Annotated in this window: 16 protein-coding genes; 4 read left to right on the top strand and 12 right to left on the bottom strand. The window is 62.0% G+C overall.

Annotated elements, in window-relative coordinates:
* Window positions 1–3: 3 nt before the first annotated feature.
* Window positions 4–3,288 (bottom strand): adenylate/guanylate cyclase domain-containing protein, encoded by a 3,285-nt coding sequence (locus ACYG9Y_RS25705; RefSeq protein ID WP_023740134.1) that lies wholly within the window; start codon window positions 3,286–3,288, stop codon window positions 4–6.
* Between the two features lie 289 nt (window positions 3,289–3,577).
* Between ACYG9Y_RS25705 and ACYG9Y_RS25700 the strand changes: the two genes are divergently transcribed.
* Window positions 3,578–5,341, top strand: a complete 1,764-nt coding sequence (locus tag ACYG9Y_RS25700; protein ID WP_023740135.1) for an adenylate/guanylate cyclase domain-containing protein — start codon at window positions 3,578–3,580, stop codon at window positions 5,339–5,341.
* Between the two features lie 20 nt (window positions 5,342–5,361).
* On the opposite strand, the gene ACYG9Y_RS25695 is transcribed toward ACYG9Y_RS25700, so the two are convergent.
* The 3 genes from ACYG9Y_RS25695 to ACYG9Y_RS25685 form a co-directional block, all read right to left on the bottom strand.
* Window positions 5,362–6,735 carry a hypothetical protein gene (locus tag ACYG9Y_RS25695; protein WP_031196757.1) on the bottom strand — a complete coding sequence of 458 codons (1,374 nt, stop codon included), beginning with the start codon at window positions 6,733–6,735 and terminating at the stop codon, window positions 5,362–5,364.
* A complete protein-coding gene (locus ACYG9Y_RS25690) occupies window positions 6,735–7,253 on the bottom strand; it encodes a GNAT family N-acetyltransferase (protein WP_023698122.1) in 519 nt (172 codons plus the stop codon). The genes ACYG9Y_RS25695 and ACYG9Y_RS25690 overlap by 1 nt, the downstream gene beginning before the upstream one ends.
* Window positions 7,254–7,389: 136 nt before the next feature.
* Window positions 7,390–8,211: a hypothetical protein gene (locus ACYG9Y_RS25685; protein ID WP_023706798.1), complete on the bottom strand. Its 822-nt coding sequence runs from the start codon at window positions 8,209–8,211 to the stop codon at window positions 7,390–7,392.
* Window positions 8,212–8,509: 298 nt separating this feature from the next.
* Between ACYG9Y_RS25685 and ACYG9Y_RS25680 the strand changes: the two genes are divergently transcribed.
* A complete protein-coding gene (locus ACYG9Y_RS25680; protein ID WP_023685078.1) occupies window positions 8,510–9,925 on the top strand; it encodes an adenylate/guanylate cyclase domain-containing protein in 1,416 nt (471 codons plus the stop codon).
* Between the two features lie 15 nt (window positions 9,926–9,940).
* Here the strand turns inward: ACYG9Y_RS25680 and ACYG9Y_RS25675 are convergent, their stop codons facing one another.
* The 7 genes from ACYG9Y_RS25675 to ACYG9Y_RS25645 form a co-directional block, all read right to left on the bottom strand.
* Entirely contained in the window at window positions 9,941–10,420 is a 480-nt protein-coding gene (locus ACYG9Y_RS25675) for a class I SAM-dependent methyltransferase (RefSeq protein WP_023740136.1), read from the bottom strand.
* A gap of 147 nt (window positions 10,421–10,567) precedes the next feature.
* Entirely contained in the window at window positions 10,568–11,749 is a 1,182-nt protein-coding gene (locus tag ACYG9Y_RS25670) for an ABC transporter permease (protein WP_031253615.1), read from the bottom strand.
* Window positions 11,746–12,744, bottom strand: coding sequence for an ABC transporter permease (locus ACYG9Y_RS25665; RefSeq protein WP_023672136.1), 999 nt, complete (start codon window positions 12,742–12,744; stop codon window positions 11,746–11,748). The genes ACYG9Y_RS25670 and ACYG9Y_RS25665 overlap by 4 nt, the downstream gene beginning before the upstream one ends.
* A 2-nt stretch (window positions 12,745–12,746) precedes the next feature.
* Window positions 12,747–14,645 carry an ABC transporter substrate-binding protein gene (locus ACYG9Y_RS25660; RefSeq protein ID WP_023740137.1) on the bottom strand — a complete coding sequence of 633 codons (1,899 nt, stop codon included), beginning with the start codon at window positions 14,643–14,645 and terminating at the stop codon, window positions 12,747–12,749.
* Window positions 14,642–16,537: an ABC transporter ATP-binding protein gene (locus ACYG9Y_RS25655; protein ID WP_023740138.1), complete on the bottom strand. Its 1,896-nt coding sequence runs from the start codon at window positions 16,535–16,537 to the stop codon at window positions 14,642–14,644. Before ACYG9Y_RS25655 ends, ACYG9Y_RS25660 begins: the two co-directional genes overlap by 4 nt.
* A gap of 152 nt (window positions 16,538–16,689) precedes the next feature.
* Window positions 16,690–18,030 (bottom strand): adenylate/guanylate cyclase domain-containing protein, encoded by a 1,341-nt coding sequence (locus ACYG9Y_RS25650; RefSeq protein ID WP_023672139.1) that lies wholly within the window; start codon window positions 18,028–18,030, stop codon window positions 16,690–16,692.
* 303 nt (window positions 18,031–18,333) lie between these two features.
* Window positions 18,334–19,512: a DUF3095 domain-containing protein gene (locus tag ACYG9Y_RS25645; protein ID WP_031253616.1), complete on the bottom strand. Its 1,179-nt coding sequence runs from the start codon at window positions 19,510–19,512 to the stop codon at window positions 18,334–18,336.
* A gap of 74 nt (window positions 19,513–19,586) precedes the next feature.
* Between ACYG9Y_RS25645 and ACYG9Y_RS25640 the strand changes: the two genes are divergently transcribed.
* Together ACYG9Y_RS25640 and ACYG9Y_RS25635 are read left to right on the top strand one after the other, a co-directional pair.
* A complete protein-coding gene (locus ACYG9Y_RS25640) occupies window positions 19,587–20,675 on the top strand; it encodes a glycosyltransferase family 4 protein (protein WP_023740140.1) in 1,089 nt (362 codons plus the stop codon).
* Entirely contained in the window at window positions 20,672–21,430 is a 759-nt protein-coding gene (locus tag ACYG9Y_RS25635) for a polysaccharide deacetylase family protein (protein ID WP_023740141.1), read from the top strand. The genes ACYG9Y_RS25640 and ACYG9Y_RS25635 overlap by 4 nt, the downstream gene beginning before the upstream one ends.
* 1 nt (window position 21,431) lies before the next feature.
* Here the strand turns inward: ACYG9Y_RS25635 and ACYG9Y_RS25630 are convergent, their stop codons facing one another.
* Window positions 21,432–22,283 carry an MBL fold metallo-hydrolase gene (locus ACYG9Y_RS25630; protein WP_023740142.1) on the bottom strand — a complete coding sequence of 284 codons (852 nt, stop codon included), beginning with the start codon at window positions 22,281–22,283 and terminating at the stop codon, window positions 21,432–21,434.
* Window positions 22,284–22,368: the final 85 nt, after the last annotated feature.

The raw sequence follows: 22,368 nt of genomic DNA, 5'->3' as shown, positions 1-22,368 counted from the left end.
CGGCTAGTCGAGAAAAGGCAGCACCACAAGCGCTTCCGGGTCGAGCCCGTGCTGGGCGCATATACCCTGCGCCAGGGAAAAGTAGCGTTCGGCCTCGGCCAGATTGTCGAGGTCGAGATTAAGCGTTGCGAGTCCATCATAGCACGGAAACAGCAGTTGGGGCTCGCCCGTTTCGCGGGCTACCTCCAGTGCTTCGTGGAACAAGCCGATCGCCAGTTCCGGATGGCCGTTGCACTGGTGGATCTGCCCAAGCACGATCAACGGCACTGGCAGGTGCTCGCGCTGGTCGAGCGCCCGGTCAATCTCGATGGCCTTCTCGGCAGCAGGCACGCCCTCCGTTGGACAGCGATCCGTGAAAGTACAACAAGCTACCGCCAGATTGGCGAGGAGGCGCGCCTGGAAACCCAAATCGCCAATACGGCGCGCCACTTCAAGACCGCGCCGACAGACCTCCATCGCCTTCGCCGGATCGATGGTCGTGTAGAGCACCCCGAGATTGGTGTAGCCGCGGCAGGCCGCGCCCAGCAGACCGGCGGCTTCGGCCAATTCAATGCTGCGCTCAACCTCACGCACGGCTTCATGGTTTCGCCCAAGGCGAGCCAGCGCAACAGCCTTGGTATTAAGTGCCTCGGCGGTCACGAGGGTGGCATCATCGGAGACATGTTCCGTTGTCAGAGAGCGTACGCAATCCAGCGCCGCGTCTGCCCATTTTGCCGCGAGAGTGTGATCTCCGCTGCGGAACGCCTGTCGGCCACGTTCTTGCCAGAGATGCGCCTGCTCGATCGGGGCATCCGCTCCATCGAGGAGCGCTGCCGCTTCAGCGTAGCGCGATTCCGCGTCGTCCCGCTTGCCCACGTCCCAAAACAGCCGACCGATCTTGCGCAAAACGCGCGCCGCCGCGACACGATCGGCTGACTCGCGATAGGCCTGCAGCACCGCCTCGTAGTGGCGGTGTGCAATCTCGCGGCGGCCTGCCGGGCCGCTCAAATCGGCAATGCGCTCTGCAATTGCCAGTTTGAGCGGTGTTTGCCCGATCGCGCCCAACGCAGTCAGTGCTCGCTCGTAGAAACGAAGGGCGTCGTCATTGGCGTATATCATGCGAGCGCGATCTCCCGCCGCCTGCAGGTAATGCGCGCCCCTCTCCCGCTCGGCGCTCTGAGCGAAATGGTGACCGAGCACGGCCAGATCCTCGAACCGTTCCGGCTTGTCGCCGCACAGTTGCTCCAGGGCGGCACCTACCCGGCCGTGGATGTCGGTCCGGCGTTGCAGGAGCAGATTCTGGTAGATCACGTCCTGCAGCAATGTTTGTGTAAAGCGGTAGCTTTGCGACGAGACCGAGCCTGATCCGGCAACTTCCTCGATGATTTCCGCATCGCAAAGCAGTTCGCAGCCCGCTTCCAGTCGGCCGGGGTCGGCTGCCACGGCTTTCAGAAGCGTGGCATCGAAGCGCGGGCCGATTACCGCGGCTTCCTGGGCCAACCGGCGCACCCCTTGCGGCAGCCGGTCGACGCGAGCAAGCAACATTGCCTGGATCGTGGCGGGGATGCCGGTTGCGACTTCGCCTGCCACGGTCCGCCATTGCTGGCCCTCGCGCACCAATACACCGCGATCGATAAGGCCGCGAACGATCTCCTCCAAGAAAAGCGGGTTGCCGCCCGCGCGCTCGAGGATCTGGTCGAGAAGCCCTCCTGCGGCGTTTACCCAGCTCTCGCCGAAAAGCGCCGCCACCAGGCGGCGTCCGTCATCGCTGTCGAGCGGCGAAAGCCTGAGCGCTGTGTGGCTGACCCGACTTGAGTCGAGTTGGTCGTTGTCCGACGCCGGACGATGCGTGACCAGCAACATCAGCCGCGTGCGTTCCAGTCTGTCCATCACGAAACGCAGTGCCTCGAGCGAGACGGAGTCGGCCCAGTGCAGGTCTTCGACGACAATCAACAGCGGCGACAACGCAAGCCGCCGTTCCATGATTGTGCGGACCGCGTAGAGAATTTGCCGCCGCAGCTGCTCGGGCTCGACATGCTGCAAGGTGGCATCGGGGTCGCCGAGGCCAAGCACATGGTAGAGCAAAGGCATCAGCCGCTTCGCCTCCTCGCCCTGCAGGCCGAGATCGGCAAGCAAGGCTGCGAGCTTGCCCCACATTTCGTCCCCATTGTCGTTTTGCATCATCCCGGCAGCGCTGCGCACCACTGCACCCAGGGCGCCAAATGATTGTTCACCCAGCGGTGAGCACGTGGCCTGCCGCACGGCGACGTTGCGAAAACGATCCTCGTCGCCGACGCGGGCGACGAACTCCTTCACCAACCGCGACTTCCCGATACCGGCTTCGCCGACGAGGCGGACAAGCTGGGCCGAGCCGCCGCACGCCAAGTCAAGGCTCGCCAGCATTCTGTTGAGCTCCGCATCACGACCTATTATGGGCGCACTGAGGCCGAGCGCCTCGAGCCCGCGCGCTGCACGCGGCGCCGCAAGCGGTGCATCCAGTCGGTGGACGAGCACACTGCCAGCCTTGCCGCGAAAGACGACATCGCCCAGCGACTCGTACGAGAAGGCATGCCGGGTCAGCCTGTGCGTGAGTTCGCCCACCAGCACCTCACCCGGTGCAGCCAGCGATTGCAGGCGTTGCGCCGTATTCACCGTGTCGCCGGTCACCGAATAGGATTTGGCGGTGCCGATGCCCAATCCGCCAGTAACGACCGGACCCGTGTTTATGCCTATGTGGAGCAGCAGCGGCGAGCCGGAGTGGCGGGTGCTTTCACCGAGCCGCGCCGTCCGGGCGATCATGTCGAGAGCGGCTCGAAGCGCACGTTCCGGATCGTCCTCATGCGCGACCGGCGCACCGAACAAGGCGAGCAGAGCGTCGCCGATGAATTTGTCGACGAAACCACCAAAGCCTTGCACGGCCGCCGTCAATTCCTTGAACAGTTCGTTCTGCAGCGCCTGCATGACCTCGGGGTCGAGCTGCTCGCTGAGTGTCGTGAAGCCGCAGAGATCGGCGAACAGCACCGTTACCGTTCGTCGATCGGCGTCGGAGACGGAATGCGGCCCCTCTTCGCTTTCGATGTTCGGCGACGGAGCTCGAGAGGGCTGCGCAATGGTGCGGCTTGGTGTCGGAGCAGGCCGTTCGGCAGCTTTTGCGGACGCACCCACGCTTGCCCCACATTTAGGACAGAACTCGAAATCAGGTGCGCAGGCGTAGCCGCAACTGGCGCATGGCACGGGCTGGCGGCGGCCACACTTCGGACAGAAGGCGTAACCGCCCTCGATCTCGAAACCGCAGCCAGAGCAGTTCATGGACACCTCACCAGAGCATGATGCCGAAGAGTGTGAAGCGGTTTTCGGACGACATCATGCTCTATCTCTTTGACCTTGGGCCATGACGCGTGATCTCGCCACGCTCGTCACGGCCGGGGTATTCACAAGGATGAACCGATAGTCGTCAACCGGCAAGCGGCAGCACAAATGGGCATCGGTCTGGGTTGGCGGTGGAGCACTGCCGATACGGGCGGCCGCGTGGCCGTGATTTGCGAAAATTCCCTCGTCCCGCCGTCTTCCTGCTATGATGGAGATGAGGAGGCGACCCATGAGCGAGAACCGTAAGCTGGCCGCAATCCTGGCTGCAGATGTGGTCGGATACAGCCGGCTCGCGAGCGCGGACGAAGATCGTACCTTGGCGCGGTTGCGAGCACTGCGCAGCGACCTGATCGATCCGATCATTGCAGTGCACCACGGGCGGGTTATCAAGCGTACCGGAGATGGGGCGCTGGTTGAGTTTCGCAGTGTGGTGGATGCCGTGCGCTGCGCCGTTGAGATTCAAAACGGTATGGTTGAGCGCAATGCCGGCGTACCGCAGGAGCGCCGCATCGAGTTCAGGATCGGCATCCATCTGGGCGACGTGGTCGAAGAGAGCGATGGCGACCTGATGGGTGACGGCGTCAACATCGCCTCGCGTCTGGAGGGCGTTGCGGCGCCCGGCGCCATCTGCCTGTCCGAGGATGCCTATCGCCAGGTCAAGGCCAGGCTTGACCTCTCGGTCAGCGATCTCGGCAGCACACAGCTCAAGAACATCGCCGAGCCGATCCGGGTGTATTCGCTGCAGGTCGGCGCCGGGGCCAAGGTGGCCGTGACCTCGCAAACCCCGACGAGCCCTCCGGCTGCGGCAGCGCCGCCGAAACTGTCGATCGCCGTGCTGCCGTTCGCCAACATGAGCGGTGATGCCGAACAGGACTACTTCGCCGACGGCATCTCCGAAGACATCATCACGGCGCTGTCCAAACTGTCACAGCTCTTCGTCATCGCTCGCAATTCGTCCTTCATCTTCAAGGGCCAGAACGTCCATGTGCAGGATGTCGGCACGAAGCTCGGCGTGCGCTATGTCCTTGAAGGCAGCGTACGCAAGTCGGGGAACAAGGTACGCATCACCGCGCAGCTCATCGATGCAATCTCAGGCGGCCATCTTTGGGCGGAGCGGTTCGATCGCGATCTGACCGACATTTTCGCCGTGCAGGATGACGTGACGCAGCACATCGTCGGTGCACTGGCGCTCAATCTGACCGAGGATGACCGTCTGCGGCTGGCGCCCGAACACCAGCGCAACCCGGAGGCGTATGACTGTTTCCTGCGGGGCCGGGAGCTATGGCACCGGCTGACGAAGGACACGAACGTCGCGGCCCGCGAGCTCTTGCAGCGGGCCATCGAACTGGACCCGAAATTTGCCTCTGCCCACGCTTTCCTAGCCCTCACGCACGGGCTCGATTACCTCAACAGGTGGGGTGCGTTGGACTCGATGGCGCAAGCGGAAGAGGCAGCAACGCGAGCGGTAACGCTGGATGACAGCGATCCCTGGGCGCACTGGGCGCTGGCATCGGCCAAGCTTTACACACGACGGCACGATGAAGCCATCGGCGAGGTCGAGCGCGCGATAGCCCTCAATCCGAACTTCGCCGAAGCGCACGTCGCCCGCGGCGAGGCGCTGTATTATTCGGGTAGGCCCGCGGAGGCGCTAGAGAGTTTCGCCCGGGGAAAGACCTTGAATCCATACTTTCCGGATGTGCTTCTGCACTTCCAGGCTTTGGCATCGTTTCAACTGGGAAGGTACGAAGAGGCCGTCGACCTCTTGCTGCAACGGCTGGCTCGCAACGCTGTCACCGACGTCTCGCGTGCGCTTCTGGCGGCATGCTACGGCCATCTGGGCCGTTTGGAGCAGGCCCATGCGGCATGGCAGGACCTGCTTCGCGTCAATCCCGCCTATTCGCTGGAACACCGTCGCAAAGTCTTGCCTTACAAGAACCCTGCCGATTTCGAACTCATGGTCGAGGGGCTCCGCAAGGCCGGCGTGGTGCAATGACGGGCTAAAGCCCGGCCGGATCAGAGGCCTGAGGCCCGGCCGATCTTGCGCCATCGGGCGTTTTCGCGAACCGGTTTCAGGTCATCGGTCGTCTCGGCAAATGTCCGCAACCGGTATTGCCGCAGCAGGTCCGGGAACAGCGCCCCTTCCGGCAGTCCGGCAAGCTGCTCGCGGACCGAGATCTGTTCATCGATGACCCGCATGCCCCAGGCATTTTCCCGAACCTGCAGCTCGGCGGCCAGATCGCGCTCTTCTGGCGCGTTTTCATCAAGCGCAGCCAGCAGGATCGAGTGGAAAAGCGCGACATAGCCAATCTGTCTCAGGCCGCCCACAACCCGCACGCGCGGCAATATGGCAAGGGCAAGGAACATCAGGAACAAGTCCGGCAAAAGCATGCCGTCCAGCAGTGCCTGCTGGAGATGCGGCCGCTCGAACGGGATGGAAAGACCATGCGGCCTGTCAGGCTCGATCAGCCGCCCGTTCTCGAGGACGAGCTTGCGCACGCGCTGCTCGCGGATGCCCCAGAAATAGGCCGTGGCATTGGGCAGGAACCTGCCAAATGGGCCCGATGCGGCTTCTTGCAAGGCATGGTCGAGACGCCGGCGCCTTGCGGGCTCGAGGAGCAGCCTGGAAAGAAGACTGCCTTCATCTTCCAGATGCCGCGCCACGACAGTCGCGGCCAGCCTATCATCGATGAAAACCGGCCGGGCCATGCCGGAACGATCCCAATCGGCGACCAGATGCTCGTTGAGTTCTGTCAGCGCATCGGCGGCGGTTGCAAACACCTTGTCCTGGCTGGCAAGCAGCGTGCCCAGCCAGCTTCTGGCATCCGTCTCATTGCCCACCGTTTCGAGCGCGCGCCCGTTGAGGGTGACGGGACCGGCCGCGCAGGCGCTTTTGCGGCACAGTTTGTGGCGCCCCATGCCAAACAAATTGACCTTGTCGTCGCCGACATCGAGCCATCCCGGCCCCTCCCGGCCGGTTGTCTCCATGGTCATGGTCGTTCCCATGAAGCCGAAAAAAGCCGACAGCCCGTTTTCGACCGCGCCGAGCCAGGCAAGCAGCAGGGCATCGAAGGTGATGCGATCCATCAGAAGCAGGCAGTGCAGGCCGGACTGGATAACCGGTCTGTGGTCGAATTCGTCGAGGGCCTTGCCGATCGCTTCAGGCTGCATGATCGCACCGAGGCGCTGCTGCAGGACGTCGCGCAGGATCGAGCGGGCAGCGATCGACGGGGCCGATCCAGGCCTTGCCACCGGCCGCCACAGATGGCGGGCGTAATCGGAAACCGGTGCATTCCAGTTCTGCTCGATGTCACGCACGACCTCCGGGCAGAGCAGCGACAGCACGGCCAAAATGTCCACCGGAGGGGCAAGGGCAGGGACGGTGGTCATCAGAACCGCAGCCGGGCCATGCTCAGGAGGTCGTGGTACTGCCCGTCGGTAAAACCGGCCTTCACATGCCGGCCTTCGACCTCGAAGCCGTGGCTTGTGTAGAGACGGATGGCCGGTTCGTTGTCGGCATAGACGCTCAATTCGACCCGCTTCAGGGCGCGCCAATTGTCGGCCACGTCGAGCAGCGCGCCAAGGATGGCAGAGCCGATGCCTCTGCCGACAAAGCCATCGTCGAGGCCGATATTGATCTCGCCGATATGCGAGCGGCGCGGCGAACCCTGCGCGACCAGGCTGCCGTGGCCGACAACCTTGCCGTCCAACTCGGCAACGATCCAGGTGGTTTCCGGGCCGGACTTGGCGATGCGCCGCTCCACCTGCTCCACCATCTCGAACGGCATCCTGAGCGTGCCCCAGCGGAAGCCCGGCATATTGAAGATAGCGCAAAGCGCCTCGGCATCGCTTGGCCGGACGGCCCGGAGCTGCGGCTGGATTTTCTCTAGGGGTGGCGTGCTGGTCATGGCTTTTCCGGCTACAGCAATTCCAGGAAAAGTGTGAGCGGTTTTCCGTCCGGAATTGCGTCAGAACAAATGACAGAGGCAATATGCCCGGCACGATGCACCGGACGTCACCTGAAAATCCAGCCGTCTCTGCGACCTATGCCGATTGCGCGGCAAAATGCCGGGGGGCGGCGTAGAGTTTGAGGATACCGCTGACGCCGATCCAGCCGAAAAGGGCGAGCCAGCACAATGTCCCGGCCGCCGTCCAGTCGATCCGGTGCACGGCGGCGTCGGTGATGACGAGGCCAAGGACGGCAAGCAGGCCAACCAGAAACTGCGCCAGGCCGAGCACCAGCAATTCCTCACGCGGCGCACTTCTCCAGACGAGATAGGTGCCGCCTGCACCCGCGAGGAAGATGGCGCTGTAGACCTGGGCGTGGAAGGCATCGATCGGCCATGGCCAGAAGCCACCGAATGTCAGGGGAAACAGCAACAGGCCGACGCCGTAGGCCCCGAGAATCGTCATTTCCACCGGTAGGTAGGCGCGCCATGCGGGGTTCAAGATCACGCCTTTTGCAGAAGGGCGGGCCCTTGCCCGCCACAGGAACAGCCCGGATACCGCGGCTGACGCAAGATAGACCAGAAACCAGAGCCAGGGGGCTTTGCGCTCGAAGTTGAAATAACCGAGATTGATGAACGAAGCCGCCGACACGATGACGGTGAAGATGAAGGCCATGACCAGCACGAGCCTGCCGGGCGACCAGCGATTCCAGACCAGCAGCGCCGCCATCACTGCCATTTCGGCGGTGTAGAAGCCGCCGAGGAAGCGGGCATTGAACGGCGTGACGGCCCAGGGCCAGCGCGGCTTGACCAGCGCAGGCGCGAAAAACAGGCCGGCCCCGACGATCAGGACGATGATGACCCCCGCCGAGAAAAGGCGCAGGGCCGCCGGAAATGGCGGGTTGTCGCGTGTCGGCATGGAGAAAACCCCAGAGATGAATGCCCCATGGGCTATCATAGTTTGGAATTCAACAAATGGAAATTGACCTGTCACCAGGCTTGTCCATTCGAATGGCCGTCCGGTCCGTTTAGCAGTATGATGGAGCGTTCGGGTCGAAGATCGGTCCGGCCAACACGCCTAGAGCCGGATGATTTCAGGTCTGTCCGACCTGAAATCTGAATCCGCCTCTGAATCAGGAAGAGCATGATGTCGTCCGAAAACCGCTTCACACTTTTCGGCATCATGCTCTAGCGGCGCAATTTCCGGAGCCTGCACGATGACCGAAGCTCAGGATCTGTTCTCGCTTCTGCGGCAATCGACCGATGTCGATCCGCAGGCAATCGACGCAATCCGGCAAACCATCGCCGAGGGCAAGGACCGCGAACTTTGCCGCATCAATGCGCTGGCCTTCGCCAGCAAGCATGGCCTCGACGAGGAACGCACCATAAGCGCCTTTCTCCATGCGGCGCGGGTGGGCATCTTCGACATTTCCTGGAATGTTCTGTGCCCCGGCTGTGGCGGCGTGCTCGACACCAACGCCACGCTGAAAACCATGCAGAAGGACGAATACACCTGCGCGCTGTGCTCCCAGGGCTATTCGCCGACCCTCGACGAGATGGTCGAGGTGACATTCACCGTCAGTCCCCGCGTGCGCAGGATTGCCGCCCACAATCCACACGAACTGCCGTTGGTGGAATATTACCGCCAGATCTACTGGGCGTCCGGGGCCGATCTGCCGGACGAGGATCTGGCGGAAAAGATGGAAGCGTTCTCGCTGGAAGATATCGAGCTTGCGCCCGGTGAAAAGGCGGTTCTGCACATCCAGCTTCCGCCCCAATTCATCATCGTCTTCGAGCCGGTCACGCATTCGGCCCAGTTCATCGACGCGAAGGGCGAACCGGCAAAAGAGCGGCGAAACCTCTCTCTGGCCTTCGACCGCGACCATGTCCAGAGCCAGACGCTGGAGATGCAGCCCGGCCCATTGCGCATTTCGCTGGAAAACAGGACCGACACGCGCGTGCTGCCGACGGTCTTCATCGCCTGCCCGGTATTGCATGATTTCCTGGGCAAGCGCCGGCCCTTCGTGACCGCCAAGCGCCTGCTCACCAACCAGACGTTCCGGGATCTCTATCGCACGGATACGCTCGACATCAACCAGCGCCTGAAGATCACCAGCCTGACCTTCCTGTTCACCGATCTGCGCGGATCGACCGAGCTTTACGAGCGGGTGGGCGATCTTTCAGCCTTCGATCTCGTACGCGAGCACTTCCAGGTTCTGCACGAGATCGTCGCGGCGGAGGCAGGGGCGGTTGTGAAGACGATCGGCGATGCGGTGATGGCGACCTTCGCGACGCCTGACCGTGCGATTGCCGCGGCGCTGCGGATGCGCGACGCCATGCGGGCCCTCAATGACAAAAGCGGGCGCGAGGACCTTCTGCTCAAGATCGGTGTTCACGCCGGCCCCTGCATAGCCGTGTCCATGAACGAGCGGCAGGATTATTTCGGCCAGACGGTCAACATTGCTTCGCGGGTCCAGAACCTCGCCAACGCACAGGCGATCTTCGCCACGCGTGCGGTGGTCGACGACAATCTCACCGCCGATCTGTTGCACAGGAACGCGCTGACGCCCGTGCCGCACGAGGTCTCGCTGCGCGGCATCGAGCGGGAGATTGCGGTTTATACGATCCCCTGAAGAGTTCTCTGCCGCTCACACGCGCTTGCAGAGGAAATAACGGTCGGCGGGCTCCGAAGTGGGCGCCGGGAGCTGTTGCAGCAGCGGGTGATCGAGCGGCGTGCCACTGACCGCGAAGCCGCCGACGCGAAGCAGGCTCGCAATCAGATCGGGAAGCCAGGTAGCGGTCACTGCATCGCGATGGTCATAGCCGGTGCCAATGTCGGCATGAACAAGGGCGGCTTCGATGCCAATGAACTTGCGGCCCGTCTCGCGTATTTCGCCGAGCACGAGGTTTTCAGCTTCGGGAATTGAGCTAGTGTGCGCGCCAACTTCGCGGTCGAACACCACGATCCGGCGCCCGGGCAGAAGCTCGCGCAGATGGTGGAATGTCCGGCCATTGCCGAGGCCGAGCTCAAGCACAAGCCCCTCCATCTTAGCCACCTCGGGGCAGATTCGATTGAGAATGTCGCGCTGCGCGGTCATCCTGCTGATGAAATTATCGAGGCGACTCATATGCGATTGTGTGTCCTGAACCAGCAGCCCCGCTCGAGGCTTGCTGCATATAATGGCGAACGACGAACCCTGCAATAACGCAACCGGCCGCCGACAAGCGTCATACCGGGTGGAGTGTTCGGCAGGCCGCGCGGTGGAACAGCGATATCACTTGTAGGGGTCTGCGGCGTCCCGCAAGCCGTCGCCGAGGAAGTTGAACGCCATGATGACGAGGATGACGGGCAGCATCGGCAAAAGCAGCCATGGATAGAACGCGATCACGCTGACGCTGCGCGCCTCGGTGAGCAGGATGCCCCAGCTGGTTATCGGCGCCCTCAGGCCGAGCCCGAGGAAGCTCAGCGCCGTTTCGCCCAGGATCATGCCAGGGATGGAGAGCGTCGCCGTCGCGATCAGATGCGACATGAAGCCGGGAATGAGATGCCGCCTGATGATGCGGCTGCTTCCAGCGCCCATCAACTGCGCCGCCAGAACGTAATCCTCCTCGCGCAAGGCCAGAAGCTTTGAACGCACGGCCCGCGCCAGTCCGGTCCAGTCGAGCAGCCCGAGGATGACGGTGATGCCGAAATAGATCAGGATCGGACTCCAGGTTATCGGCATGATCGCCGCCAGGGCCAGCCATAGCGGAATGCTGGGAATCGATTGCAGGACTTCGATTATCCGTTGGACGATCAGGTCGAAGATACCGCCGTGATAGCCGGCCAGCCCGCCGATGACGATGCCGAGCAGGAAGCTGAAACTGATGCCGACGAGGCCGATAGTCAGTGAAATGCGTGCGCCATAGATCATGCGCGAGAGCACGTCGCGCCCCAGCCTGTCGGTGCCGGCCAGAAACAGCTGCCCGTTTTCGGCAGGACAGACAAAATGCCTGTCACCTTCGATCAGGCCCCAGAACCGATAAGTGTCGCCCTTGCAGAAGAAACGGAGCCGCTGAACATCGTCGTGCTTCTCGATGTAGTTCCGCTTGAGCGTGTCCATATCCAGCGTCATCTGGCGGCCATAGACGAACGGCCCGACGAACTCGCCATTGTGGAACAGGTGCACGTGCTGCGGCGGCGCATAGATGTAGTCCATGTTGCGCGAGTGCAGATTGTAGGGCGCCAGGAACTCGCAGATCAGTATCCCGGAATACAGCACTGCCAGGAATATGCCGGATATAAGCGCAAGCCGGTGTTTGCGGAATTTCCACCACATCAGCCGCAACTGCGATGCCTGAAAGACCTTCGATTGCTCCGGCGTCATCGCCTCGACCGACTGCAGGTCGAAGGACGCGCCGGAAATGTAGTGTTGCAGTGGAGCACCCGGAGCGGGCAGCGGCGAGTCCTGCTTCATTTGGTGCTGCCACCCTGCAAACGAATTCGTGGATCAAGCAGCGCCAGCGCCAGGTCGGAAATCAGCACGCCGATAACCGTCAGGAAGGCGAGGAACATCAGGAATGACCCTGCCAGATACATATCCTGGCTTTGCAGCGCCTTGATCAGCATCGGCCCGGTCGTTTCCAAAGACAGAACGATAGCCGTGATCTCAGCGCCGGAGATGATGGCCGGCAGGATCGAGCCGATGTCGGAAATGAAGAAGTTGAGCGCCATGCGCAGCGGATATTTGACCAGCGCCTTGAACGGATGCAGGCCCTTGGCGCGCGCCGTAACGACATATTGCTTGTGCAGTTCGTCGAGCAGATTGGCGCGCAGCCGCCGGATCATGCTCGCCGTGCCGCCGGTGCCGATGATCAGGACCGGGATCCAGAGATGGGCGAGGATCGACTTCGCCTTGGCCCAGCTCATCGGCTCGCCGAGATATTGCTGGTCCATGAGGTGGCCGATGGACGTGCCGAACCAGATGTTGGCGAAATACATCAGGATCAGCGCCAGCATGAAATTCGGAATGGCAAGGCCGAGAAGGCCGAAGAAAGTCAGGCCGTAGTCGCCCCAGCTGTATTGATGCGTGGCGGAGTACATGCCGATCGGAAAGGCGATGAGCCAGGTGAAGATGATCGTGACGAAGGAAACCAGCACGGTCAGCCACATTCGGTCGCCGACGACGTCGCGAACCGGCAGCTCATATTCGAAGGAATAGCCGAAATCGCCGTGCAGCATCCCGCCCACCCAGTAGAAGTAGCGAATGACCGGCGGCTGGTCGAAACCATATTCCTTGCGCATCATCTGGATGCGGTCGGAATCCACCGCTTCGCCCTGGGCCCGAAGCTCAGCGACATAGCTGTCGAAATAATCGCCCGGTGGAAGTTCGATGATGGTGAACACCAGCGCCGATATGACCAGCAGCGTTGGAACCATCACGGCGATGCGCCAGACAAGATATCGAAGCACGCTCAGGAGCCTCCAAGCCAGAATGTGTCCGGCATGTAGACACCGAAATAGGAGGTCGGGTCATAGCCGAAAAGTGCCTTGTCAGGCAGGTTGCGCAGCCGCGAGGATACCAGAATCGGCTGATGCGTTGCGTTCACCGTGCCTATTGAAAACACCTGATCGGTGTAGATCGACAGCATGGAGTTCCAGATTTCGGCGCGCTCGCTGGCTTCGGTCGATCCGTTCCATCGCTTGAGCAAAGCCATCAACTCGACCACTTCAGGAAGATCGGGCGCCTCACCCATCTTGCCATGGGACAGATAGTGAGCACCCCAGAGCGGCCACTGCAATTGGTCGTCGATGGTGGGGGCCAGTTGGTACGGATTCATGTCGGCGGTCGGCACGCCATTGTCGATGCCCGACCACATCGACATCATGATCTGGCCGCCAAGCGCGCGGCTGCGGAAGATGTCGCGCTGCGAAGTCCGGATGAACAAAGCGATGCCGATCTTGCGCCAGTGATCGGTGATAAGTTCGAGCGCGTCGGTTTCCAGCGTGCTTTCGCCGGCCGTTTCCACGATGATCTGCGCAGAGCGTCCATCCGGAAGCATCCGCACGCCGTCATCGTCACGGGCCTGAAGCCCGACCTCGTCTAGCAGGGCATTGGCCTTGTCGGGATCATGGGCGATCCAGGCTTTCGCGTATTCCGGCCGGTAGAGCGGGCTCTCCGGCAACACCGTATCGGCACTTTCCTGCGCCAATCCATAGAACACGGCCATGTTGATCTCACGCCTGTCTACAGCAAGCGAAAGTGCGCGGCGCACGCGCACGTCTCTCAAAAGGGCACGCCACACCGGGTCGGCACAATTCAGATTGGGCAGCAGCGCCAGCCGCGAGCCCTGAGTGCGTTTCCATAGATGCATCTTCACCGGGTAGCGCTTCTCCGCATCCTTCAGGAAGGAGTAATCGCTGAAGTCAATTCCCATGCATTGCAGGTCGCTCTCCCCCGCACCGGTCTTGGCCGAGATGATCGCCGACGAGCTGACATTCATGATGATCTGGTCGACATAGGGCAGTTGCCGGCCATTCTCGTCTATTCGATGAAAGAACGGGTTGCGCTCGAAGATAAACTGCTCGGCTGGCGGCTTGGTCCGGTTCCGCCAGGGATCGAGCGTCGGCAATTCCGGGTTCTCTGGGCGATACTGCCGCGACATGCGGATATGCAGGAGCGTCCATTTCTTGGCCCGGTTCTCCTTCATCAGGCCGGCGAGCCGGAATGGATCCTGGTATTTCTTGTGGAACTGCTTGAGATAGGCGGCCGGCAGAACGAGCGATATCGGCGCGGCAGCAGCGAGCTTGGGCAGGAAGTCGGGATTGGGCGCGTCCCAACTGTAGCGCACCGTCAGCGGATCGACGATCTCGAAGCGCGGCGGCTGGCCGTCCGCCAGCAGGGTCGGGGCGAGCCCCCCTTGCGAAAGCTCATCGTTCAGCCAGACATCTTCCCAGCAATAGCGAAAATCCTCCGGCGTCAGCAGGCTGCCGTCGGACCATTTATGGCCTTCCCGTATCTTGAAAGTGAAGATGCGATCATCCGCTACGTCGAAACTTTCGAGAATGTCGGCATGCAAGTTAAGTTTTTCGTCATAACCGACCAGCCGGGAATACCCGTAGATCGTCATCATCCGGATGTCTTTCTGGCTGCCGATGATCGTACGCAGCGTGCCGCCATACTGGCCGGGCTGCCGGCCCATCGCAGCGAGGTTCAACGCGCGCGGGCTCTTGGGCAAGCGCTCAGCGAGTGCCGGCAACGCCTTGGCCGTCAGCTGCGGCTGAAGAAAATCCGGCTCCAGATCTCCGGCACGCGCCGTGCCCGGAAGAAGTGCCGAAGCCATCAGTCCAAGGACGGTGCGACGACTGATCAATGGCGTAGCTCGCTGATATCGGCCGAACGTCGGGCCAGCACGAGGTGGCCGCCGCCAAGATCGATCGGCGACAGCGTATCCTCCTCACCCTCGTCGTGGAATTGCGGTCCCCATGCGCTGGTGTCGGAAGCGCCGCCGAGCTTCAGCATCTTGAAATCCATCGGCCGGTCGAGATCAGGGAAGGGGACTGCGGCGAGCAGTGAGCGCGTGTAGGGGTGGATCGGTTTCCTGAGCAGAATTTCGCGCGGTGCAAGCTCGACGATACGCCCGCCGCACATCACCGCGATGCGGTCCGCCATGTAGTCCACCACCGCCAGATTGTGGGATATGAACAGGTAGGTCAGGCCCAGTTCCTTCTGCAGGTCCTTCAGAAGGTTCAGGATCTGCGCCTGCACGGAGACATCGAGCGCCGAAACCGGCTCGTCGCAGATCAGCAGTTCAGGCCCCAGCGCCAACGCGCGCGCGATGCCGATACGCTGACGCTGCCCGCCGGAGAAGCTGTGGGGATAACGCTGGATGAAGCGCGGATCGAGCCCGATTGCCTGCATCAGGCTCTTGACCGTGGCTAGCCGGGACGCGGCATTGCCACGTTGATGGATTTCCAGCGGCTCGCTCAAGATGTTTTCCACGGTCATGCGAGGCGAAAGCGACGAGACCGGATCCTGGAAAACCATCTGGAGTTTCGCCCGCAGCAAGCGCAGGGCGTCTCCCTCGGCTTCCAGGACGTCGATCGGTCCGTCGCGGCCGTTGAAGATCACGGAGCCGCCGGTAGGGGTGACGGCCCGCATCAGGATCTTGCTGACGGTAGTTTTGCCGCAGCCGCTTTCGCCAACCAGGCCCAGGCACTCACCTCGCCTGATGTCGAAGCTGACGCCGTCCACGGCGCGAACAGAGGTCTGATGGCTCCCGCTGAACCATCCGGAGTTGCGGATGGTGTAGACCTTTTTCAGATCCCTGACCGACAGCAGAATGTCGTCCGGCCCCTTCGCTTCCGGCGCCGTCTGCTTGCCCAGCAGGGTCCCGACATTCACCGGCACCTCGCGGAGCGCCTTCAGCCTTTCGCCAGGCTTCAGGTCGAAATGCGGGACGGCTGCCATGAGGCCCTTCAGGTAAGGGTGGCCTGGCCGGCGGAATATTGCCTCCACAGGGCCCGCTTCCATGATCTCGCCATGGTACATGACCACCACCTCGTCGGCGACATTGGCAACCACCCCGAGGTCGTGCGTGATCAGCAGCATTGCCATGTTGAGCTTGGTCTGAAGCCCGCGCAGCAATTGCAGGATTTGCGCCTGGATGGTGACGTCCAACGCCGTCGTCGGCTCATCGGCGATCAACAGAGCGGGCCGGCAGATAAGCGCCATGGCGATCATGGCGCGTTGCCGCAATCCTCCCGAAAGTTCGAACGGATACATGTCGTAGGCGCGCTTGGGATTGGGGAACCCGACGAGGCCGAGCATTTCCTCGGTCCGTGCCTTGCGCTCCGTCCGATCCATGTGCGTATGAATCTGCAGGGATTCGCTGACCTGGTTGCCGATCGTGTGCAGCGGCGACAGCGATGTCATCGGCTCCTGAAAGATCTTGCCGATGCGGCTGCCTCTCAACGCCCGGATTTCGGGTCCGTCGCGCGGCATCTGCAGGATATCCTGCGTCGTGCCGGGCTTTTTGGGATCGGAAAACAGGATACGGCCGCGAACATGGGCCGTGTTCGGCAAGATGCCCATCACGGCCTGGCTGAGAACCGATTTTCCGGAACCGGACTCACCGACAAGTGCGGTGACCTTGCCGGGCAGGACGCGAAGATTTGCCCGCCTGACGGCATGCAACGGTCCCCCGACAATGGCAAAAGAGATGCCAACATCCTCGATCCGCAGCAGATCAACGCCTGCATCCATTCCCACACCAGCCCCAATCTGGCGCCTCCCGACCGGCCCCAAAAAAGCAAGACTAGCGCATTGTCAGCGCAGAGCAACTTGGATTCGAAACGAATTCCCCGGCGACCGGCGGCCGGACAGCATACCAGGGCGTCCAGATCGGATGGTGGTGACTACTGGAGCTTCCTCCGGTCGCCCGCCGACAGCCGCGCGGCATCGCGATGAAGCAGCATGACCTGCTCGGCGTCCGATATCCGATCGTGAAACGGCTGCAGCGCAGCGTCTTCATCGAGTGCGAGAGCACCCGACAGATCGGGTGAAAGCACCGTCAGCTTCTGCTTGCTGCCCGCCAGTTCCTCCTCGCCGAGCGTCAGCCAACTGTTGGCCCCGCAATAGCCGGCGAAGTCCTTGCTGGCGAGAACGCTGTGCGGATATTTCTTGGTCAGGGTCTGGAGACGCTGGACCTCGTTTACAGCCGAGCCGAAGACCGAGAATGTGAGTCGGTCGGTAAGCCCGACATTGCCGAACATCACATTGCCGACATGCAGGCCGATACCAAATTTTATGTCGCCCAGTCCTTGCTCTTTTCTGCGCAGATTGAGCTCCATCATGCGCATGCTGGCCTTGTGCGCAGCCGCAAGAGCAGCCTGGCAGGCGATCTCTGACTGCGCGCGGTGCCTTTCGCAGGGGTAGACGGCAATGAATCCATCCCCCAGGAAACTCATGATCTGCCCGCCTTTGCGATTGAATGGTGCTGCGATGGCATCGAAAAACTGGTTCAGCGTATCGATATAGACTTCGCGGCCGGAGGTTTCGGCGAGCCTTGTCGACCCGCGCATATCGCCCATCACCAGCGCGGCCCGGATTGTGTCGCCCTCGCCGCGCTTGATCTGGCCGTCCAGCACGCGCCTGCCGGCGTCACCGCCGAGATACGTGGTCATCATGTTGTCGGCGAGCTTGGTGAGCACCGCCATCTTGCTTGCTATGGCGAGATGGTTCTGGATCCGCAGCAGCGCCGAAATCATGCTGTCGCTGAAGCCTGAAGCACTGTCGGTGGACCAGGACCCCAACATGCCCTGACTTGTATCGCCATTGAAGGGATGGACGAAAGCCATGTAATCGGTGACGCCCATAAGCCTGAGCTCATCGAAAACAGGAAACTCCGACCGCACCGACGGGTCGAGCCGGCGCCGCAGATGGTCGAGCTTGTTGCTGAGCAGATGGTAGTATGGGCTGGTTAGGAATCTGTCGGAATGGACGCCGTTCTCACTCCGGAAGCCTTCCACTTCCAGGCCTTGGCCGCGAATCCAGGTGAAACCGAGCGCGTCATAAAGCGGATGCAACATCGAAAAGCTCAAATGCACCCGCTTCAGCGGCAGGCCGGCAGCAGCCAGCCGTTCACAAAAACCCTTGACCAATGTTTCCAGGTCGTCGCCCGCCAGCGCCGATTGGGTCAGCCAATCGGCAACCTTATCCATGAGAATGTTGGAAATTTCTGCTTGCGCTGTGCTCATGCTATCTCGAAACCCGTCGAAGACGAGCCATCTCCTTTGATCCGCAAAATTCTCGAAGTCAATGAAGCCGGCTTCGGGGGCAGAAGCCGGCGAAGAATATCCCGAATGACTGTCCTTGCAGGAAGCAAGCAGACGTCGACCGCACAAATCACCTGCAACACTATGTGGCGAGGCTGCCGGCGAAGTGCAATCCCGATCCTGACATCGCGCAAATAATTGGTCGGCTCAGGCACCGTTGGGCTCGCCGGGTCTCAAGAACCATGGCCGCGGCGCATTGCGGAAAATCGATTCCCCAAGCCGTCATCAGACTGGCGCCTTCGCCTTCAGGCTTGCGGCAGCCATTGCATAGCCGCCGGCGGCGCCATCGATGAAGTGAACATGATCTCGCTGCAGCGGCGAGATGACGAGGCATGTCATCAAGGCCGACTTCTGGCGGTGCAGGCCATAGTTGCAGATGCCGGCCTCTTCCGCTTGTTTCAGCCGGTTGTCGATCCGCTGCAACACATCCGCGTCGACGTCGATGGTCATCTTCAAGCCGTCGTCGAACTTGCGGAAATCCGAATTGCTGGCCACCTCGCGCTTGTAGACCTTCGGATCGAAACCACCGATCGTCCAGCCCAATTTGTCGGTGACGGCCGTAAGCGTCATCAGGAAGATCACCCACAGCTTGGCCAGCCACCGCCGCCCCGGCGGCGCCGTGGCCCGTGCCTCGACATCGAGACCGGCGGGCAAGAGACTATAGGCCGGACCGTCCACCGGCACCGGGTGGCCATCGCGCTCCTGCCTGCCGGCAAGGGCGATGATGTCGGAAGCCAGAAACTGGAAACCACGCAAGTCGCGCGATGCCCCCGGTACGGCTATGATCGAGACAATTTCGCCATGCCGGGTTTCGATCGGGTTCCAGCGGCAGGAGAGGCCGGTCAGATCCGGCCGCGCGCCGGCCGGGGCGGGGTCGACGCGGTAGCGCCCGGCCTTCATTTCGGCTTCCGCCCAACTGCCGCCACCGCCGGCGAACATGGCATAGAAGGCTGCTTCGGAGGCCTGGAACCTCGCCACGCGAACGTCGAGGCCTTGCGCTCTTATGTCCTTTATCGGCACGATTGCGGCACGCAAGGTCAGGTCCAGTTCGTCCGCCACCCATCTCTGGACAGAAGCCAGCGCGTTACGGGCGATCTCCAGCGCCGAGCCGGGAAACGCCACGAGCGCGCCGTCGCCGCCGAAGACGAAGGGAAGATCTTGCCGGCCCAGTGCATTGAGCAGCGCCGAAATGACGCTGGCGCCGGCCATATTGACGGTTTTGTAGCGCCCGGCTTCGATCGCCTTGGTCGAGCCGACGATGTCGGCGGTGGCCAGCGCCCAGCCATCGGGGAGAGGCCGATAGTTATCGACATCGGCAACGCTTTCGAACTTTGCGAAGACCGGCAAAGAAGCGACGAACGGGTCGGACGCGACTGCTGTTTCCATAAGCATCAGATAGCACATTCCAGCGCTTGAAGGTGAAGTCGATCATGCCTCGAAATTGACTTGGGCAGGCTTTGCGATGATAGGATCGCGCGATGCGAATTGCCTTCTACGCCCCGCTGAAGTCGCCCAATCATCCCGTTGTCTCCGGCGACCGCCAGATGGCACGGATGCTGGTCCAGGCGCTGCAGCATGGCGGGCATAGCGTCGAACTGGCATCGGAGTTGCGCTTCTATCTACGCCAGCCGGAACCGAAAAGTTTCGATGCGCTCATGATCGAGGCCCGGGACGAAGCCGCGCGACTGACAAGGCTTTGGGACCGTGACGGCAAGCCCGATCTCTGGTTCTCCTATCATCCCTACTACAAGGCGCCCGACCTGATCGGGCCCGAGCTGGCGTTGGCCTTTGCTGTCCCCTATGTGACGGCCGAAGCCTCCTATTCCGAACGGCGCAACGCCGGTTCGTGGGCCGATAGCCAGGCATTGGTGGCGCGAGCCATCGAGCAGGCGGCGCTGAACATCTGCTTCACGCAAAGGGATCGCCAGGGGCTGGCGGATGCTGTTCCCCACGCCGCTCTCGGTATGCTTTCACCCTTCATCGACACATCGGCATTCCACGAAATGCCGGTACTGGATTATCCGACGCGCCTCGTGACCATCGCCATGATGCGCCCGGGCGACAAGGTCTTGAGCTATCGCATGCTGGCGCAGGCGCTCGGGTTGATCGGCCACCTCCCCTGGACGCTGTCGGTCGTCGGGGACGGACCTGCCCGTGACGAGGTAAAGGCGCAATTCGCCGGCTTGCCCGCCGACCGTATCGAATGGCTTGGCGCGATTGAGCCGGTCGCCGTGCCGGATGTCCTCTATCGCGGGGGAATCTACGTCTGGCCGGGTTACGGCGAGGCCTATGGCATTGCCTATCTTGAAGCACAGGCCGCCGGCCTTCCGGTGGTGGCTCAGGACATTGCCGGCGTGCCGGAGGTCGTGCGGCATGGCCAGACCGGGTTTCTCACCCCGCCAGGCGATGTGGCGGCGTTCGCTTCCGCAATTGCAAGGCTTCTGGCCAATAATGATGAAAGAACCATCATGGCTGCAGAGGCCAGACGTTTCGTTCTCGAAGAACGCTCTCTCGGTGCTGCAAAGGCCCGCCTGGCCGAACTTCTCAAGATGATCCCGTTGTCATGACATCCGACCCGACTTGGCAGCCCCTGGTGGACGAGCTGGCGCACCGGCAACGGGCGGGCCGCAAGGCAGAGTTCTGGCTGCGCGACGATGACGCCGTGGATCCAACGCCGGCACTCGATCGCTTGCTCGACCTCACCGGTGACTTCGCGGTTCCGGTCACTCTGGCCGTCATTCCGGCCCAGACCGACGGGAAGCTTGTCGTCCGGCTTGACGCGGCGCCGCATGCCACGGTCGCCATTCATGGCTGGGCGCACCGAAATCATGCGCCCGAGGGTCAAAAAAAGCAGGAGCTTGGCGCGCATCGGCCACGCGAGGTGGTGCTGGATGAGCTGGCCGGCGGGCTGTCGCGTGTAAGCGGCCTGCACGGCGCACGTGCGGTTCCGATGCTGGTGCCGCCCTGGAACCGGATCGACGCCGGCCTGGTACCCGACCTCGGATCGATAGGATTTGCGGCATTGTCGGTGTTCGGGCCGCCAAGGCCGGCTTCCCTGGCGGTCATCAACAGCAATGTCGACATCATGGATTGGCATGGCACGCGCGGCTGCCGCGATCATGGTCTCTTGGTTCAGGCCATCGTCGCGCAATTGCAGCGTGCATTCGACGGCGGCGAACCGGTCGGCCTGCTCACCCACCATCTCGTCCATGATGAATCGGCATGGCTTTTCCTCGAACGGCTGTTCACGATCACCGCGCGGACCGAAGCCTGCGCATGGCTTCCGATCAGCACACTGACAGAACGCAGCGCCGGAAAATAGCTCAGCGCTTTTTGTGCAAGACTGGAAATGTGAGCGTCTGGCCATCCCGCGCCGCAAAAGCGCCGGCAAATCTGTCCTTGGCCAGTTTCTCCATCTCGTCCAGCTCATCGTCGGTGCGTGCCGGATCGTGGTGAAACAGCGCAAGCCCCCACGCGCCGGCGGCCTCGCAGAGCTTGACGCCCTGTTGCCATGTCGAGTGCCCGTTGCCGCGGTAGCGCTCCATTTCCTCCTCGGTGTAGGTGCAATCGTAAATGACGAGGTCGGCATTCTCGATCAGGCCGAGCACCGCCGGATCGAGTTTGCCCGGCTCGTGCTCGGTGTCTGTGATGACCGCCACGACGCGGCCCCCCCATTCGACCCGGTAGCCGATGCAGCCGCCCGGATGGGTAAGACTACCGGTCCGCACAACAACTCCTTCGCGCGGCCGAAGCACGTCTCCGGATGCGAAATCGCGGCAGTCGAGGCTCGCCTTGCAGACACCGAGTGTCACCGGAAACCATGGCGGCCGAATGAATTCATCGACCATCTGCCGCGTGGTCATGCGTCCAGCCAGATGCCCGGACCAAAGCGTAACTTTGATGCCTCGTTCATAAATAGGCTTGAAAGCCGGCAGCCCGATGACGTGGTCGTAGTGGCAATGGGTGAAAAACAGGTCGAAATCGGTGACGCCCGCCGCCCGAAGCGTCCTGCCGGCAGGCCGCAAGCCGGAGCCCGCGTCGAACAGAAGCGTATGCTTGCCGCATTGCATCTCGATGCAGATCGTGTTGCCGCCATAGCGAGCAAATTCTGGCCCCGACACCGCAATGCTGCCGCGCACGCCCCAAAACCTGACAAGGAAGAAATCGTCGTCCATGCACCCTTTCGCCCATCGTAGCCAACCAACTGCTGCCAGAGTCGTTCCAGGAAAGGTGTGACACGGTTCCGGAAACTGCATCAAA

The organism is Mesorhizobium sp. W050 (assembly GCF_054719535.1).
The sequence above is the reverse complement of the archived record's forward strand: the minus strand, read 5'-3'. Positions and strand labels throughout refer to the sequence as shown.

Bases quoted from the DNA above. Each gene is read 5' to 3' on its own strand.
- ACYG9Y_RS25705 (WP_023740134.1), bottom strand. From the start codon at position 3,288: ATGAACTGCTCTGGCTGCGGTTTCGAGATCGAGGGCGGTTACGCCTTC.
- ACYG9Y_RS25700 (WP_023740135.1), top strand. From the start codon at position 3,578: ATGAGCGAGAACCGTAAGCTGGCCGCAATCCTGGCTGCAGATGTGGTC.
- ACYG9Y_RS25695 (WP_031196757.1), bottom strand. From the start codon at position 6,735: ATGACCACCGTCCCTGCCCTTGCCCCTCCGGTGGACATTTTGGCCGTG.
- ACYG9Y_RS25690 (WP_023698122.1), bottom strand. From the start codon at position 7,253: ATGACCAGCACGCCACCCCTAGAGAAAATCCAGCCGCAGCTCCGGGCC.
- ACYG9Y_RS25685 (WP_023706798.1), bottom strand. From the start codon at position 8,211: ATGCCGACACGCGACAACCCGCCATTTCCGGCGGCCCTGCGCCTTTTC.
- ACYG9Y_RS25680 (WP_023685078.1), top strand. From the start codon at position 8,510: ATGACCGAAGCTCAGGATCTGTTCTCGCTTCTGCGGCAATCGACCGAT.
- ACYG9Y_RS25675 (WP_023740136.1), bottom strand. From the start codon at position 10,420: ATGAGTCGCCTCGATAATTTCATCAGCAGGATGACCGCGCAGCGCGAC.
- ACYG9Y_RS25670 (WP_031253615.1), bottom strand. From the start codon at position 11,749: ATGAAGCAGGACTCGCCGCTGCCCGCTCCGGGTGCTCCACTGCAACAC.
- ACYG9Y_RS25655 (WP_023740138.1), bottom strand. From the start codon at position 16,537: ATGGATGCAGGCGTTGATCTGCTGCGGATCGAGGATGTTGGCATCTCT.
- ACYG9Y_RS25650 (WP_023672139.1), bottom strand. From the start codon at position 18,030: ATGAGCACAGCGCAAGCAGAAATTTCCAACATTCTCATGGATAAGGTT.
- ACYG9Y_RS25645 (WP_031253616.1), bottom strand. From the start codon at position 19,512: ATGTGCTATCTGATGCTTATGGAAACAGCAGTCGCGTCCGACCCGTTC.
- ACYG9Y_RS25640 (WP_023740140.1), top strand. From the start codon at position 19,587: ATGCGAATTGCCTTCTACGCCCCGCTGAAGTCGCCCAATCATCCCGTT.
- ACYG9Y_RS25635 (WP_023740141.1), top strand. From the start codon at position 20,672: ATGACATCCGACCCGACTTGGCAGCCCCTGGTGGACGAGCTGGCGCAC.
- ACYG9Y_RS25630 (WP_023740142.1), bottom strand. From the start codon at position 22,283: ATGGACGACGATTTCTTCCTTGTCAGGTTTTGGGGCGTGCGCGGCAGC.